14 protein-coding genes are annotated in these 15,982 nt (G+C 68.3%); 4 read left to right on the plus strand and 10 right to left on the minus strand.

Translation table 11 applies throughout. From position 1 onward, the window contains the following. Nucleotides 1–52: 52 nt before the first annotated feature. From C8D78_RS15700 to dut, 4 genes are all read right to left on the minus strand, one after another. Nucleotides 53–904, minus strand: coding sequence for a DUF3159 domain-containing protein (locus tag C8D78_RS15700; protein ID WP_120954804.1), 852 nt, complete (start codon nucleotides 902–904; stop codon nucleotides 53–55). Next, the gene (locus C8D78_RS15705; RefSeq protein WP_120954805.1) at nucleotides 901–1,350 is read right to left on the minus strand and encodes a hypothetical protein; all 450 of its coding nucleotides are present in this window, start codon (nucleotides 1,348–1,350) and stop codon (nucleotides 901–903) included. Before C8D78_RS15705 ends, C8D78_RS15700 begins: the two co-directional genes overlap by 4 nt. After that, a complete protein-coding gene (locus tag C8D78_RS15710) occupies nucleotides 1,343–2,083 on the minus strand; it encodes a DUF3710 domain-containing protein (RefSeq protein ID WP_120954806.1) in 741 nt (246 codons plus the stop codon). The genes C8D78_RS15705 and C8D78_RS15710 overlap by 8 nt, the downstream gene beginning before the upstream one ends. 207 nt (nucleotides 2,084–2,290) lie before the next feature. Then, on the minus strand, nucleotides 2,291–2,809 hold the full coding sequence (gene dut / locus C8D78_RS15715) for a dUTP diphosphatase (RefSeq protein WP_120954807.1): 519 nt from the start codon (nucleotides 2,807–2,809) through the stop codon (nucleotides 2,291–2,293). 214 nt (nucleotides 2,810–3,023) lie between these two features. Between dut and C8D78_RS15720 the strand changes: the two genes are divergently transcribed. After that, nucleotides 3,024–3,509 (plus strand): DUF3093 domain-containing protein, encoded by a 486-nt coding sequence (locus C8D78_RS15720; protein ID WP_120954808.1) that lies wholly within the window; start codon nucleotides 3,024–3,026, stop codon nucleotides 3,507–3,509. A 125-nt stretch (nucleotides 3,510–3,634) separates the two neighbouring features. On the opposite strand, the gene C8D78_RS15725 is transcribed toward C8D78_RS15720, so the two are convergent. Beyond that, nucleotides 3,635–3,934 carry a DUF4193 domain-containing protein gene (locus tag C8D78_RS15725; RefSeq protein WP_018772415.1) on the minus strand — a complete coding sequence of 100 codons (300 nt, stop codon included), beginning with the start codon at nucleotides 3,932–3,934 and terminating at the stop codon, nucleotides 3,635–3,637. 322 nt (nucleotides 3,935–4,256) lie between these two features. Between C8D78_RS15725 and sepH the strand changes: the two genes are divergently transcribed. Further along, nucleotides 4,257–5,663: a septation protein SepH gene (gene sepH / locus C8D78_RS15730; protein WP_120954809.1), complete on the plus strand. Its 1,407-nt coding sequence runs from the start codon at nucleotides 4,257–4,259 to the stop codon at nucleotides 5,661–5,663. Between the two features lie 164 nt (nucleotides 5,664–5,827). On the opposite strand, the gene C8D78_RS15735 is transcribed toward sepH, so the two are convergent. The 3 genes from C8D78_RS15735 to C8D78_RS15745 form a co-directional block, all read right to left on the minus strand. Beyond that, nucleotides 5,828–7,120: an alkaline phosphatase family protein gene (locus tag C8D78_RS15735; RefSeq protein WP_120954810.1), complete on the minus strand. Its 1,293-nt coding sequence runs from the start codon at nucleotides 7,118–7,120 to the stop codon at nucleotides 5,828–5,830. A 1-nt stretch (nucleotide 7,121) separates the two neighbouring features. Continuing rightward, complete coding sequence (locus C8D78_RS15740) at nucleotides 7,122–7,865, minus strand: DUF5998 family protein (RefSeq protein ID WP_120954811.1); 744 nt, start codon at nucleotides 7,863–7,865, stop codon at nucleotides 7,122–7,124. A 91-nt stretch (nucleotides 7,866–7,956) separates the two neighbouring features. Further along, on the minus strand, nucleotides 7,957–10,668 hold the full coding sequence (locus C8D78_RS15745; protein WP_120954812.1) for a bifunctional acetate--CoA ligase family protein/GNAT family N-acetyltransferase: 2,712 nt from the start codon (nucleotides 10,666–10,668) through the stop codon (nucleotides 7,957–7,959). 67 nt (nucleotides 10,669–10,735) lie between these two features. Between C8D78_RS15745 and C8D78_RS15750 the strand changes: the two genes are divergently transcribed. Next, on the plus strand, nucleotides 10,736–13,270 hold the full coding sequence (locus tag C8D78_RS15750; protein ID WP_120954813.1) for a DNA gyrase/topoisomerase IV subunit A: 2,535 nt from the start codon (nucleotides 10,736–10,738) through the stop codon (nucleotides 13,268–13,270). Between the two features lie 400 nt (nucleotides 13,271–13,670). Here C8D78_RS15750 and C8D78_RS15755 read toward each other — a convergent pair whose 3' ends face one another. Beyond that, on the minus strand, nucleotides 13,671–14,054 hold the full coding sequence (locus C8D78_RS15755) for a VOC family protein (protein ID WP_120954814.1): 384 nt from the start codon (nucleotides 14,052–14,054) through the stop codon (nucleotides 13,671–13,673). 244 nt (nucleotides 14,055–14,298) lie between these two features. Here C8D78_RS15755 and C8D78_RS15760 point away from each other — a divergent pair, with 244 nt between their 5' ends. Further along, the gene (locus tag C8D78_RS15760) at nucleotides 14,299–14,817 is read left to right on the plus strand and encodes a DinB family protein (protein WP_120954815.1); all 519 of its coding nucleotides are present in this window, start codon (nucleotides 14,299–14,301) and stop codon (nucleotides 14,815–14,817) included. Nucleotides 14,818–14,896: 79 nt separating this feature from the next. Here C8D78_RS15760 and C8D78_RS15765 read toward each other — a convergent pair whose 3' ends face one another. Further along, entirely contained in the window at nucleotides 14,897–15,967 is a 1,071-nt protein-coding gene (locus C8D78_RS15765) for a GNAT family N-acetyltransferase (RefSeq protein WP_120954816.1), read from the minus strand. Nucleotides 15,968–15,982 lie beyond the last annotated feature (15 nt).

Consider the following 15,982-nt stretch of genomic DNA (forward strand, 5'->3'; position numbering starts at 1 on the left):
ACTTATGGCCGTTCCCAGCCTTGGGAACGGCCATAACTGATAGCGCATCGGGTCAGTTGGGCTCGTCGGCTCCGGCCGGCACGCGGGCCGGCCGGGTCAGCAGCCAGGCAATCCAGACGCCGAGGATGTACAGCGGGGCGCCCATGAGGAGCCGGGTGGTGGCCAGCGCGGCGAAGCCCTGCTCCCCCATGAAGTAGAGCGGCACCTGCACCACGAGCCGCAGCACCAGCACGGCCACGATCACCCAGGTGCCGATCGCGTAGGCCCTGACCCGCTTCGGGTCCTTGCGCCAGTCCAGGCCTTCATTGCGGATGAAACCGAAGAGCAACCCGGCAATCGGCCAGCGCACGGCTACGGAGATGGACATGGCCAGGATGTAGCCGAGGTTGGTGAAGAACCCCAGGACGTAGAAGTTCTCTGCCTTGCCCGTGGAGGTGGCCAGCCAGGCGGAAAGCCCGACGCCGATGAAACCGGCCAGCGCCTGGGTCAGCGGCTTGCGCTGGACCAGCCGGGCCACGGTGAAGACGGCGGCCACGGCCAGGGACGCGATGACGGCCAGCGTCAGGTTTTCCTTGTCGATGGTGAAGGCAACGAGGAAGACGAGTCCCGGCAGGATGCTTTCCGCGATGCCCTGCAGGCCGCCGGCGCTCTTGAGCACGTCGATGTTGCCGTTGCTGCTCCGGTGCAGACCGGCCTTGGCCGCATAGTCTCCTGCCAGCTGGGCTACCGTCGGCTGCGTGACGGCCGGCGGAGGAGTGGCGGACCGGGAGGTCCCCGGCTGGGACACGTCCCGATCGGCGCCTCCGGGCTCCCCCGGCGCCGGCCGGCTGGCATTCTGGCCGGCCCGACGGGCCTGACCGGGCTGATCCTGGGGTGCCCGCTCGGGGTGTTCGGGCAAGGTCATTGCTCCTCCTGGCGGGAGAGTATTTCGTAGCGTGGATTGAAGATCGTGGGCAGCCCGTCGCGGATGGTGACCATGCCCTCGAGCCGGAGTTCCGTTCCGGCGTCCACACCGGGAATCCGGCGCCGGCCGAGCCATACGACGCGGAGCCGTTCCTTGGGCCCCGCGGGCCGCTGGCGCTGCGCGCCGGGACGCACACGCTGGGCGGACACTGCCGGGACCGGCAGGGTGCTGGCCGATTCCTTGCCCGGACCGGCCTTGGCGCCCGCCGCCAAGGAGCGCGCGACGGGGGCCTCGTGGTCGATCACCATGGCGACGAAGGCTGCCACCTGGTTGGCCGGCATGTAGGTGACGGACTCGATGAAACCGTGGCACAGCACCCGGCCGCGGTCCGGCAGGTCTCGGACTGACAAGGCGGCGGTTGCTTTCCTGCCGGGGGCATCAGCCAATCTGGGTTATCTCCGGTCCGCGTTCGGGCTGTTCGAGGTCGGGTGCGGCCTGCGGGGACGGGGCGGTGTCCTTGGGAAGCCTGAGCTGCAGCAAATCACGCGGCGGCATGGGGTTCTCGCCGCGGACCACGACGATCTGCCGGAAGAGCCCTTCCAGCGCGGCGGCAGCATCGCGGTCCAGCGCCGCCTCGCCGCCGAAGACGCCTCGGAGGAACCAGCGCGGACCGTCTACACCGATGAAGCGGGCCACGCGGTACCCCTGGCTGCCGTCCGCGCCGCCTGCGGGGAGTTTCGCCACGAGTTCGGTGCCGAAACTGCCTTCGATTTCCTCGATCTGGCCGCCCTGGCTGCCGACCGACTGGCCGATCTGCTCACGGATCTCATCCCACAGGCCCTCCGAACGGGGTGCCGCGAAGGCCTGAAGCTGCAGGCTTGAACCTTCCAGGTCCATGGTGACGGCGACGACGCGCTGGCTGGCCTCTTCGACTTCCAGGCGGAGCTGGAGTCCCTCGCGGGGAGCGATCAGGAGTGCACCCAGGTCCACATACCCGTCCTGGCCTTCGATTTCCGAGACGTCAAAGGGACCCGACGCGGCCCGGCCGGCGGTCTTGGCCGAGTCCCCGGCCGGCGTCGTGCCGTCAACACTCGCAGCGGCGTCAACACCAGCGTCCGGCGCTTCTCCCGGATCTGTCAGCTGCTCCTGTTTGGCTTTCCTGCCGCGCCCAAAAACCATGGCGTTGTCTCCTTCAGTTGTGATCCTGTGCCGTCGCCGGGCGGCGTCCGGGCGCCGCCCGCGTTGCCGCCGGTTCCCCGGGGTTGCCTGCTCAATTTGTCCTGCATCGCTTATCTTGCCGCAGTGCTTGTGCGGCACTGCAATCCCCGGATGACGCTCTTGGCCAGGCCGGGCCCTGTACTCAGGCCAGCTGATCAGGCCGGCTAATCAGGCCGGTCCGCCGAAGCCGCCGGTGGAGCCGAAGCCGCCGCCGCCGCGAATCGAGCCGCCGAGCTCCTCGACGGGGAGGAACCGTGCGTATTCCACACGCTGAATGACCATTTGTGCAATTCTATCGCCGCGTCGCAGCTCGATCGCCTCGTCCCGGTCCGTATTGAGCAGCGTCACCGCGATTTCTCCGCGGTAACCGGCGTCCACCGTGCCGGGAGCGTTCACAACCGTCAGTCCGTGCTTCGTGGCGAGGCCCGACCGGGGGTGGATGAGCGCAACGAAGCCGTCCGGGAGCGCAATCGACACCCCTGTCGGGACGAGCCGGCGCTCCCCCGGCGCGAGGACAACGTCCTCGCGGGCGCGGAGGTCGGCGCCCGCGTCGCCCGGGTGCGCGTACGACGGCGGCTCGAGCCCGTCGTCGAGCATCTTCAGCTGAACGGTCAAGGTGGGTGTTCCGTACTCTGCCTCGCCGGCCGCCGGTGCGGCGCTGGCGACAGCGGTGTTTTCTTCAGTCACAGTCCCCAACTCTAATGCCCGCATCGAACATCGTCCTAGCCGCCGCCACCCGGCATGTGCACGCCGCCGGCGCGGGTGCGGCGGGCGGTAGCGGCATCATCGCAGCGCCTATTGTCCCCCGTGTTGTCCCCAGGGGCGGAACGGGGAGGCCGTGGGGCCGGGACGGGGCCGCATCCGAGGTGAAATAGCCGTCGAAAGATGAAAAGCTGGGTTCATGCCCGAATCCAGCGCAGCTGCGCCTGCCCCCAAGAGCGCCTCGAGCGACTCCACTGTTGTCTACACCGAGAAGCTCTGGCCGAACTTTTGGATCTGGCTTGTGTCCGCGGGCCTCTCCAGCGCCGGGATCCTCATGCTCGCGCCCATCAGCATCTGGGCTGGCATCACCGCGGCAATTGTCATCTTCATCATCATCACCGTGCTGCTGATTGTGTCCACACCGTCAATCACCGTCACGAGGACCACCCTCTCGGTGGGCAGGGCAACGATCGAGCGCGGCTATCTGGGCGAGACAACGGCATTCCGGGGCAAGGAAGCCACGGCGGAACGGGGCACACGGCTCAACGGACTGGCGTTCCTGTGTATCCGCGGCTGGGTGGACCCGGTCGTGCGGATCCAGATTGAAGATCCCTCCGACCGCACCCCTTACTGGCTCACCTCAACCCGGCATCCGGAGCAGTTGATCGCCGCACTCCACTCCTGACGGCCGGTTGTTCACCGGTTTTTCAGTAGTCTTGGCGACTGTCCCCTGCTCGTAAGAGGCCGATCGCTAATGAGCCGTGCTTGTAAAAAGGCGGGCTCCCGGATGCCGGGAGCCCGCTGCCTGGCCTAGCCTTCACAGTCCTTGCAGTACTTGAGGCCGTCCTTTTCGCGGGCAATCTGCGAACGGTGGCGGACCAGGAAGCAGGAGGCGCAGGTGAATTCGTCTGCCTGGGCGGGCAGGACCCGGACCAGCAGTTCCTCCCCGGACAAGTCGGCGCCGGGAAGTTCGTAGCCTTCGGCAAGGTCGGACTCATCTTCATCCACCACGGCGGAAGGCTTCTCCGTACGCCGCGCCTTCAGAGCCTCGATCGAATCCTCGCTGAGGTCCTCTTCGGTCTTGCGCGGCGCATCGTAATCAGTCGCCATTATTTGTTGCTCACACTCCGCACTCGTTCGATATGGTTCGCCGCTCCAAGGGCCCTGCCGGGAGGGTAACCCCGGGCTCCGGGAGCGGTTCACCGATGTCAACGCCGGACATGCGGTTTTTGTGCCCGGTGTCGGTCATTTTTGCTTAAGCGCCTGCCGAACGCCAGAGCCCATCGCTCGGTTTCACCACGGAGCCTCCGCAGACCGGCCGGAATCGGCGGAAAGTCGCGGAAAATCACGGCGCGCCTGCCGTCCTAACCGGAAATGTGTCCCGCTGGTGGCAGAGTTTCGATTGTTAGTAATGCCAGGGTGGAGGATTTGTATGCAGGATCTACGGCTTGTAGGCGTCCACGACGACGGAGAGCATCTCCTGTTGAGTGGCACCGGCGGCGAGATGTTCCAGCTGCCGATCGATGAAGCACTTCGGGTCGCAGCGAGCCGGACGGGGGCCAAGGCCGCCTCCAGCGCGGCCGGGCCTCCCATTGCCATGTCTCCGCGCGATATCCAGACCAGGATCCGCAACGGAGCCACCGCCGCCGAAGTGGCGGAGCTGTCCGGTATTGCCTTGGAAAAGGTCCAGCGCTATGAAGGACCTGTCCTCGCCGAGCGCGAGTACATTGCCCAGCAGGCGCGCAAGGTGGAAGTGGCCTCGCCTGCCCCGGGGCACGACACGTACCGGTCCGTGTTCGGCGAGAACCCGGCTTCCCTCAGCGACATGGTTGAACACCGCCTGAGGGCTTACGGCGTCGAGCCCTCAACACTGGAGTGGGACTCCTGGCGGCGGCCGGACGGCAGTTGGAATGTCGTGGCCCGCTTTGAGCCCAAAGCCGGCGGCCCGGCCGGGATCGGCGAGGAACCTCCGGCCATGTGGACCTTCCATCCTGCCCGGAAGTCGCTGCAAAACGCCAACCGCTGGGCCCAGCAGCTGAGCGAGCTTGAACCGCTCGAAGGCCCTGTGCCCACGCGACGGCTCACGGCCGTTTCCGACCGGCCATTCGACTTTGAGACCGATGCCGAGGCCGCGGCCCGCACGGCGACCGGCCAGCACAGCATCATTCACCAGATGCTGCTGCAGCAGGACCGGATCCACCAGGAGCAGGATGCTGACGGCCTGCTGGACATGCTGCGTTCCCGCCGCGGACATCGGATCGGCGTCGATGAGGACGCCGACGACGCCCTCGCCATGCTCCTGACCACCGGAGTCCCTGCGGCCCACCCCCGGGCCACCGACGTGACAGAAGCGCCCGAGACGCCGGAGGCGGCGGACCCGGAACCGGCCGCCGAAGTCGTTGACTCGGACGCCGACGACCCCGACGACGTCGAATCCGCGCAGCCTGCCGCTCCGGCCGAGGCCCCCGCCCCGGCCGAAACCGACCCCTTCACGCGGCGGCGCGACGGCCGGCCGTCCATGCTGTCCCGGCTGAGCCTGGCGCCGCGGCTGCCGGAGGAAGACGACGTCCTGAAACTGCACGACGGCGTCAGCACCGAAACCCGGGAAATCACGATCGCGGCCTCACAACTGCGCCCGGCGGGCAAGTCCCCGACAGCCAGCCCGGGCCTGGACGAACTGATTGGCGGCGGCAGCTCACGGCGGCAGCAGCGCGAGTCCCAGGCCTCAACCCGGAACGATGCCACGTCCGAGCAACCGGAGCGCCAGCCGGCCAAGCCAAAGCGGTCCAGTGTGCCCAGCTGGGACGAAATCGTATTCGGAACCCGCAACGACCAGTAGTTCCAAGCGGCGGTGTACTCCCGGGCACGGGAGGCCCGCGCGCCCAAACGGTCCGGCCGGTAGCCGGAGCTCCGGCCAACGGGCGCGCTCAGCCGCCGGCGCTGCTAGACCGGCGCAGTTAGACAAGTTGAGCCTGGGAACTAACCCTTGATTTAGCCTGTGACTTAAGCGCGGGGCGCCTTCGAGCCGTCCGCCTTGAAGCACAGCAGCGGGACTTCCCGCTCGGCCTTCGTCAGCGAACCGTGCTGGCCCACAACTTCCAGGGCCGTGGGCCGGACCCGGCGCGTATCGTAGAGCGCCAACGAGTCCCGGGCCGCAATCATGACGTCGCCGATCCGCGGGGCAACCTCGGCACGCACGTCACCGAACAGCCCGCCCGCGATCGCTTCCTCACGGGTGAAGGCCCAAATCCTGTCTCCGAAGCGGGACCGCCAGTTTGCCAGCAGACGCGCGTGGGCGGCGTCGTCCCTGCCATCCTCAAGGTACAGGTGGACCATCCGCGGCTCGCCTGCGGTATGCCGGACGCCCTCGAGCAGGGCCGGTTCAGCGGAGTAGTCGATCCGCTGCGACTCGGGCACGTCCACCATGCCGTGGTCCGCGGTCAGCAGCACGGTGGTGCCGGGCGGCAGACTGGCGTTGAGCCTCCGCACGGTGGCATCGAGTTCTTCGAGCTGGTGTTCCCACTGGGGCGACTGGCAGCCGTGACGGTGGCCGGCCTTGTCGAGCTCATTGACGTAGAAGTACATCAGCGAGGCCCCGGCCCCGGCCATGGCCTCGGCGGCCGCGCCGGTCCGGGCATGCGAGGTGGTACCGGTAATGAACCGGCCTCCCCGCAACGCAGCCTGGGTCATGGCCGAGTCGCTGAACTGCGGGAGGCTAACAGTGGTGACGTCCACGTGTTCCGCGGCCCGTTCAAAGACGGTGGGGAACGGCTGCCACTTTTGCGGGTCAACGCCGGCGTCCCAGTTGCCGAGCATGTTCACTACCCGGTCCTGGTCCGGGTCCAGGACGTCATATCCGACCATGCCGTGCTGGCCGGCCGACAGCCCCGTGCCGAAACTCGCAAGGGAGGCGGCGGTGGTGGAGGGGAACGCCGAATCCAAGGCCACGGGCACCTGGCCCTGACCGGATTGCAGCACCGAACGCAGGAACGGGGTGTGGGCGGTCTTCTGCTTCAGCAGGCTGCGTCCGAGCCCGTCGGCCAGCACCACGCAGATCCGTTTGGCGGCCGGGAGGTTCAGCCGGTTCTCGAACCCGGGGACACCCAGGCTTGCCGCCGCGCTGGTCAGCACCTCGGCGATGGAGCGCTGCCCGAACGCCGGGGCCGGCGGCAGCGGCGACCCGCCGACGGCGGCGGCCGGAGGATGCGCGGGGAGTCCGTTCCCCGCGGCGGGGCCGCCCAACGCTATTTCCGGGAGCTGGTCTGGGGCCTGGTCTGTCGCACGGACGCGGGCCATGTCAGCGCTGATGACCGCGGCTGAGGCGGTTGCTGAACACGCCCATCCGCGGCCGGGGCGGCAGTCCGGGCCCGGTGTGCGGAGCCGGGGCCACAGAGCCGGTGTTAACGGCGCGGAGGGCGCGGGCGAAGAGCTTGGCGTCCTGCACCGCTTGCAGGCCGTCCGCTTCGGCGCTGATCCGCAGGACAATGTCTTCCTGGGCGATGGTACCGCTGTAACCGTGATCGGCCTCGCACTGCGGGTCCCCGCAGCTGGCGGGGCCCATGTCGAGGCGCTGGCCGCCGGACCACGCAATGGACAGCGTCAGCTCACGGACGGGGTCGGAGGGCTTGTAGTCCTGCGGCTGGGCGTAGACGTAGCTCAGGACCACCGAGCGGATCTGCGTCACGGGGACGGACTCGGTGGAGACCTGGGCGACGGTCTGCTCCCCCGCTTCGTCGAGCTGCTGGTCGTCGACATGCGTGATGACCAGCATGTCCTCCGTCAGGACCAGGACTGTGATGTGGCGGCGGACCTCGGCCCGGTCGAAGTGTGTTTCGAGATGGACCAGGTGGGCCACGCACTCGCGGCCGTCCAGGGCATCGGCGACGACGTCGGCCACGAGCCGCGGATAGAACCCGGCCTGCTGGAGAGACCCTTCCAGGCTTTGGCCCTGCGCACTGTGGTCGTGGAGCCCGTGGTGGTGCGCGGTCTGGCGCCCGGGGGCAGTCGCCAGGGGCTTCGGTGTTGGAGGCTGGGAGCTCATGGTCTCCATTTTCACAGATCGGCTGGGGACTTGCTAACTGCCGGGCCCGAAAGGCGGCGGGGGCCACAGGTGGGTGCAGCGGCCGGGAGCGCTAACTGCGCATCGCCCGGCGCGCGCTGTCCGTCCGCTGGGCGGCATTGGCGATCCTGACGTCGGCGGCCAGGATGGACGCGCCGTCGGGTCCGGCGAGGACGGGGTTGAAGTGCACGAGCGCGATCTCCGGGTGGTTGTCCTTGAGCCGTGTGAGCCGGGCGGCGAGATCCTCCAGCGCCGCGGCGTCGACGGCGGGCAGGCCCTGATAGCCGAAGAGCTTCCTGGAGGCCCGGGGCGCGCGGATGAAGTCGTGGAGGTCGGAGCCGGTAAGCGGCGGCGCCCGGTGGGCCCAGTCGTCGAGCAGGTTCACGGCGTCTCCGGCGAGGCCGAAGGAGATTACCGGCCCGAGCAGCGGGTCCTCGATGGCACGGAAGGTGCAGGCCTGCCCCACCGGCACCATCGTCTGGACTTCGAGGGACGGGGAACCGTACCGTTCCAGCGATTTGCGCATCTGCCGCACGTTGCGCCGCAACGAATCGGCGTCCTGGATGTCCAGCCGCACGCCGCCGAGATCCAGCCGGTGCCGCAGTGCCGGATCCGTGGTCTTCAGCGCCACGGGCCAGCCCAGCCGGTCGGCCGCCGCCACGGCTTCCTCCGCTGTCTGGAATCCGACGGACGGGACCACCCGGATGCCGTAGTGGCCCAGCAGCCGCGCGGCGGTGTCCTGGTCCAGCAGGACCAGCTGTTCACCGCCCACGTTGTGCAGCAGCTGCTCCAGATCGGCCCGGGCGGCGTCGGGGTGGCAGCCTTCCGGTTCCACGAACAGGCCATGATCGCGGTCCAGCCACTGGGCATACCGCACGACGGCGGCAAGGGCCGCCACCGCCGCGCCCGGGTTGGAATAGCACGGAACGGGAGGGGTGAGCAAGGGCTGGTCGGTCGGCACGGGGTCCGCGCCGACCATGCCCTCCACATAGATCGAGGGATCAAGGATTCCGCTAAAGGCGGCAACCACGGGCTTGCCGGCCGCCGCGGAACATTCAGCCAGCACACCGGCGATCTTCTCGACGGTCAGCCCGCGCGCCGGAAGCAGCGCCACCACCAGCGCATGAACTGTGTCCGGGGCCAGGGTTTCCTGCAGGCTCCGGCGCAGGGCCGGCAGCGCCCGGGACATGCCGGCGTCGAGGTCGACGTCGGCGACGATCCGTTCCACTCCCAGCCCCTGAACGGCGGCACTGTCCGCGACCACTTTGCCCAGGGCGCGCGAATTGCTGAACACGGCTATTCCGGGGCCCTTCGGCAGCGGCTGGCTCGACACGATCTGGGCGACATCCATGAGCTCTTCGATAGTCCCGACCCGGATCACACCCGCCTGACGCATCATGGCGTCCAGGGCCTCGGGCGGTGCCAGCGTGGTGCGGACCGCGTGCCCGGGCGGCAGGTTCAGTCCCATGGCGTCGGACTTGGCCACGATCACGGGCTTGGTCCGGGCCAGGCGGCGGGCCAAACGGGAGAACTTGCGCGGGTTGCCGATCGATTCCAGGTAGAGGCCAACCGCCGTGGTGTCCGCGTCGTCTTCCCAGTACTGCATCATGTCGTTGCCGGAGACGTCGGCGCGGTTGCCGGCGGAGAGGAAGGTCGAGATGCCCACCCGGCGGCGGCTGGAGGCGGCGTAGAGGGAAACGCCGATCGCGGCCGACTGGCTGAACAGCCCCAGCCCGCCGCGGCGCGCCAGTGCCGGCGCCATCGAGGCGTTCAGGGACACGGCCGGGTTGGTGTTGACGATGCCCAGGGACGCCGGGCCGATCACGCGCATGCCGTTGGCGCGGGCCTGCCGCACGAGTTCGCGCTGGCGGGCGAGGCCGCGTTCGCCGTCGTCCGCGTACCCGGCGGTGGCCACCACGATCCCCTTCACCCCGGCGGCGGCGCAGTCCTGGACCACCTTGGGGACCTCGTCGTACGGGACCGCGATGATGGCGAGCGTGACCGGGCCGGGGACCTCGGAGAGCCGGGCGAAGGAGAGCATCCCGGCGAGCTCCAGCGCCTCCGGGTTGATGGCATAGACCGGGCCGGAGAACCCGCCTTCGATGATGTGCTCGAGCAGCTGGTACCCCACGGTTCCCCACTTGCGGCTCGCTCCGATCACGGCCACGGAGGACGGGGCGAGCAGTTCCTGGATGCTGCGGGCCTCGGCGCGATGCTCGCGGGACTCCATCACGGCCCTGGACTTGTCGGTGGGATCGATGTTGAATTCAAGGCTGACCACGCCGTCGTCGAAGTGCCGTTTGACGTCGTAGCCGGCATCGGAAAAGACCATGAGCATCTTGCGGTTTTCCGGGAGCACTTCAGCGCTGAACTTGCGGATCCCGTTTTCGCGGGCGGCGGCGGCGAGGTGTTCGAGCAGGATGGAGCCGATCCCCCGGCCCTGGTGGGCGTCGGCGATGTTGAAGGCAACCTCGGCCTCCGCCGGATCATCCAGCCGGTCGTAGCGGCCGATGCCCATGATCTCGCCGCCGATGGTGATCACCAGGGCCACCCGGTCCTTGTAGTCCACCTCGGTGAAGCGCTTGAGTTCCTTGCTGGACAGCCTCGACTTGAAGGCGAAGAAGCGCATGTAGATGGATTTCTGCGACTGGCCCACGTGGAAGGCCTGCACCGCGTCCGCATCGGAGGGGTGGATGGGGCGCAGGTGCGCTGTGCCGCCGTCGCGCAGGACAACATCGGCTTCCCAATATTCCGGATATACGCCGTCCGCGGGCTGATCCACCATAGGCTTAGCCTAGTCATAAAGTTTCGCAGCACCCGTTCAGCACCCCTCAGAAGGACCCACCAGCCCCATGGCACGCCGCCAAACCACGCCCCCGGCAGGGGACGCCAGCACCGATTCCGCAGGAATATTCACAGAGAACATCGTCGATATTGATGTCACATCAGAGATGGAGGGCTCGTTCCTCGAATACGCGTATTCGGTGATCTATTCGCGAGCCCTGCCGGATGCCCGCGACGGACTTAAGCCCGTGCAGCGGCGCATCCTGTACATGATGTCCGACATGGGGCTCCGCCCGGACCGCGGCCACGTCAAGAGCGCCCGCGTGGTGGGCGAGGTCATGGGCAAGCTGCACCCCCACGGCGACGCCGCGATCTACGACGCCATGGTGCGCATGGCCCAGGACTTCTCCCTGCGGCTGCCGCTGATCGACGGGCATGGCAACTTCGGCTCGCTCGACGACGGCCCGGCCGCCCCCCGCTACACGGAGGCCCGGCTGGCCGCCGCGGCCCTGACCCTCACGGACCACCTCGACGAGGACGTCGTCGACTTCGTTCCCAACTACGACAACCAGCTGACCCAGCCGGACGTGCTGCCGGCCGCGTTCCCCAACCTGTTGGTCAACGGCGCCACCGGCATTGCCGTGGGCATGGCCACGAACATGGCCCCGCACAACCTCGTGGAAGTCATTGCCGCCGCGCGGCACCTGATCGAGTGCCCGGACGCGACGCTCGAGGACATCATGAAGTTCGTCCCCGGCCCCGACCTGCCCACCGGCGGCCGGATCGTGGGCCTGGACGGCATCCGCGACGCCTACGCCACGGGCCGCGGCTCCTTCAAGACCCGGGCGAAGGTGGAGATCGAGCAGCTCTCGGCCCGCCGCACCGGGCTGGTGGTCACCGAACTGCCCTACATGGTGGGCCCCGAGAAGGTGATCGAGAAGATCAAGGACGCCGTCAACGGCAAAAAGCTCACCGGCATCAGCGACATCGTGGACCTCACGGACCGCAAGCACGGCCTCCGCCTGGTCATCGAGCTCAAGAACGGCTTCAACCCCACAGCCGTGCTCCAGCAGCTCTACCGCTACACCCCGATGGAAGATTCCTTCGGGATCAACAACGTCACGCTCGTGGACGGCCAGCCGCAGACCCTCGGGCTGCTCCAGCTGCTCTCTGTCTACGTGGACCACCGGATCAACGTCGTCCGGCGCCGCACCGCCTTCCGGCTGGGCAAGAAGAAGGACCGCCTGCACCTGGTCGAGGGCCTCCTGGTCGCGATCGTGGACATTGACGAGGTCATCCAGATCATCCGGTCCTCCGACGAGGTTGCCGCGGCCCGGACCCGGCTGATGTCCATCTATGACCTCTCCGAAATCCAGGCCAACTACATCCTGGAACTGCGGCTGCGGCAGCTGACCAAGTACTCACGGATTGAGCTGGAGAAGGAGCAGGAGGAACTGCGCCGGGAGATCGCCGAGCTCGAGGCCATCCTGGGCTCCCCTTCGCTGCTCCGCGCCCTTGTCTCCGACGAACTCGGCGAAATCTCGGACAAATACGGCACTCCGCGCCGGACCGTGCTGCTGGAATCGGAGGCGGTGTCCCCCACTGTCGCGGCATCCATGGCCGCCGTGCCCGGAGCCAAGGGCAAGGCCGCGCCGCTGGCGCTGGAGATCGCGGACGACCCCTGCTGGGCCATCCTTACGGCGTCCGGGCAGATCGCTCGCACCGCCAACCAGGACAGCCTGGCAGAGGCCGGTCCCCGGACCCGGCACGATGTATTCTCCTCCGTGGTCAAGACCTCCGCGCGCGGCGAAATCGCGGCCGTCACCTCGCAGGGCCGCATGCTGCGCCTGCAGGTCATGGACATGCCGGTGCTGCCGCCGACGTCGGGCACGCCGAACATGGCCGGCGGCGTGCCGGCCAAGGACTTCATCACGCTCCTCAAGGGCGAGTCCCTGGTGGCCTTCGCGCCGCTGGATTCAGTCCTGGCAATCGGAACCGCCCAAGGCGTCGTCAAGCGGGTGCAGCCGGACTACCCGCTGAACCGCGAGGACTGGGAAGTGATTGCGCTCAAGGACAAGGACACCGTGGTTGGCGTTGCACCCGCAGGGTCCGACGACGACGACCTCGTCTTCATCACGCGGGAGGCCCAGCTGCTGCGCTTCAGCGCCTCGGCCGTCCGCCCGCAGGGCCGGACCGCCGGCGGCATGGCCGGGATCAAGCTGGCCGCCGGGGACCGGGTGGTGTTCTTCGGGACCGCCGGCCCGGCTGACGCCGACGCCGTCGTCGTGACCATCGCGGGCACCGAAGGCGCCCTCCCGGGCACGGCCCCGGGGGCTGCAAAGGTCACCGCACTGGCCGAATACCCGGCCAAGGGCCGCGCCACGGCCGGCGTGCGGGCCCACCGCTTCCTCAAGGGCGAGGACACCCTCCTCCTCGGCTGGGCCGGCCACGGTCCGGCCAAGGCTTCCTCCCTTGCCGGCGTGGCGCGCTCACTCCCGGGCGAGCACGGCCGCCGGGACGGCTCCGGAATCCCGTTGTCCCAGGCGATCGACGCCATCGGGCCCAGCATGGCGTGGCCTGAGGCGGCGGAAGCCGAGGGCTAGGGCGTCAGGTACCGGACGGCCGGGCCCGCTTCCGGCGAAGGGGTTACCGGCCCCGCCCACCGCTCAACCATTCGCCACGAATGGCCGCTATTTGGCCCGGCTTTGCGGCCATTTGTGGCGATTCGCCGGGGTGGACTGACCTGCGAACCCGTGACGGAGTCGGGCCCACGGTGGAACCTGAGATTTCGACTTCGAGGTGAGGTGCCACTGCCGGCACGGGCTGCAGAAGTAGGCTCCTGACCGGTCCGGAGGCGTAGCCGGCCAAGGGCGGAGCCGAACCGCGTCGCCGCAACGCACAGAGCCCGGTGGGGCCGCAGTTTCGCGGCCCCACCGGGCTCTTCATTGTGTTGACGTCAGCCCGCAGCATGGCACGGATTTGCCTGAGGCCGGCGGGCAGCCTCTACGGCATGGTGTTGAGGTTCAGGATGTTGCCCTCGGTGTCCAGGAACCACGCAGCCGAATTCCCGTCCGGCGTGGTCGCGATGCCGTTCTCGGTCTTCAGGCCGGGAAAATCGTATTCCTCGAAGACAACGCCCTTGGCCCGGAGCTCCTCCACCGCAGCCGGCAGGTCGTCGACCAGCCAGCCGATCTGCGTATTCTTGGCCGTGCCGGCATTGGGCGTCTCGTAGAGGAGGAACCGGGTTCCGCCGCCGCATTTGTACTGGAGATTGTCCGTGGCGTCAGGGTTTTCGGGTTCGAGCCCGAGCTTGTCGCGGTAGAAATCACGCGCACGGGCGATGTCCGCCGCCGGTAACACTGCGGCGACTTGCTGATCCTTGAGCATGGCTATCCTCTTTCCAGGCCCGCCCCCCGGAAGGAATCTTACTCCTCCTGGGGGTCCCGCGTCCCTGAGAAACCGGGGCCGAATTCCCGCCGCCTCAAGAGCAACGCGGGGTCATATAGAGCCCATGAAAGCCGTTGGCATGGGCGCGAAGTGACCCCGCGTTGCTTCCCGCCCTCTAAGTCCGCACCCGGATCGCGCATGACGTTGGCGCGCCAGGCGGGAAGATTGCCTTTACACTGCTGGAATGCCAATCACCCCGGATATCAAGGACTGGACCTGGGTCCTGTCACGGCCATGCCCCGAGTGCGGGTTCGATGCCTCCGTTGCGACCCCCGCGACGGTGCCCGGCATCGTCACCAGCATGCTGCCGCGCTGGCGGGCCGCACTGCGCCGGCCGGACGCGACTGAACGTCCCGATGAGGCCACATGGTCTGTCCTCGAATACGCCTGCCACGTCCGGGACGTCTTCACAGTCTTCGACCACCGCCTGTCCCTGATGCTGACCGAGGACGACGCCCGGTTCGACGACTGGGACCAGGACAAAGCGGCCATCGAACAGGACTACGCCAACGCCGACCCCGCCGAGGTGGCCGCCGAGCTCACTGCCGAGGGTGAGCAGATTGCCGCGTCGTTCGCCCGAGTCCCGGAGCAGGACTGGAGCCGCAAGGGAACCCGGAGTAACGGCTCGGTCTTCACCGTCCTGACGTTCGCGCAGTACTTCCTGCACGACGTCGTCCATCACCTCCACGACGTCGACGGCTAGCACGTCGACGGTCAGCGTCGTTGACGGCCGGCGTCGTCGACGGCCGGCAGTGTGGACGGCGGTGCACAGGTTCCGGTTCCTATCCTCCGGCCGGCTGGAGATCCTTGTCCCACGCCATGCTGCGGTTGACCGCCGCGTAGCCCATCTTGACGTAGAGCGCGAGGGCCCCGGTGGGGTTCTCCGAATCGACGTCCAGTGAGGCCACGTCCATGCCCGCCGCTGTAAAGCGGCGCATGGCATCGGCCAGGAGCGCTTGTGCGATGCCCCGGCCCCGGAATTCCCGCCGGACTCCGAGGAGTTCCGTGTACCCCTCGCGGAACCCCCTGCTCACGGCTCCGTCGGCGTCGTGGGTGGCCAGCTGGTAACCGGCCACCGTTCCGGTGGAACGGTCCAGCACGACCCCGCTCAGGTCCGGGCGCGCCTGCGGATCGTTCACCACGAAACCCCACGCCTCCTCGTCCCGGGGCTCGCTGCCCCAGTGGTCCAGAAACGCCGCGTTGTGCGCCAAACGCACCGGCTCATGCAGCGCCGGCCCAAACGTCACAAGCTCCAGTCCCGGGTCCAGGACGGCCTCGGGCACCGCCTGGTTCAGCGGCCGGTGCATCTCGTTGTAGTAGCGGACAATCCGGTAACCGGCCCCGGCAAATAGGGCCGCCTGATGCTGGTGCTGCTGCTCCGTGAAGAGCCGCAGCCTCGGGCGCGCGGCAGCGGCGCGTGCGTCCCCGGCCCGGCCGGCCGCCCCCGCAGCCCCCGCAGTTCCCGCGTCCCTTGCGTCCTCTGCGAAGCGTTCCCTGGTCCGCTGTTCCATCCAGCCCAGCAGCCCGGTGCCGATCCCGCTCCCCTGCCACTCAGGGTCAACGCAGCCCGAGCCGTTTGCCTTGTCACCGTCGCGGTTCTTGGTGATCCGGCCGTACGCCCGGGCAACGCCCCCGGCGTCGAAGCCGAGGATGGTGTTTGCCGCCACCGGGTTGTTCTTCGACTCCAGAATCTGCTCGAGGTCGGCACGGCGCTCAAACCAGACGGGCTGCTCGACGGCGGCCGTCCGGGCGATCAGGCCGGCCCACGCGTCCAGGTCCCTGTGTTCCGCCGCCCGCCAGGAGAGCCGGGGATCGAGCGCGGGCCCCGGTCTGGGGCCGTCGTGTTGGTTCATGGCATCAGGCTAATG

The organism is Arthrobacter oryzae, assembly GCF_003634095.1.
GTDB lineage: Bacteria > Actinomycetota > Actinomycetes > Actinomycetales > Micrococcaceae > Arthrobacter > Arthrobacter oryzae.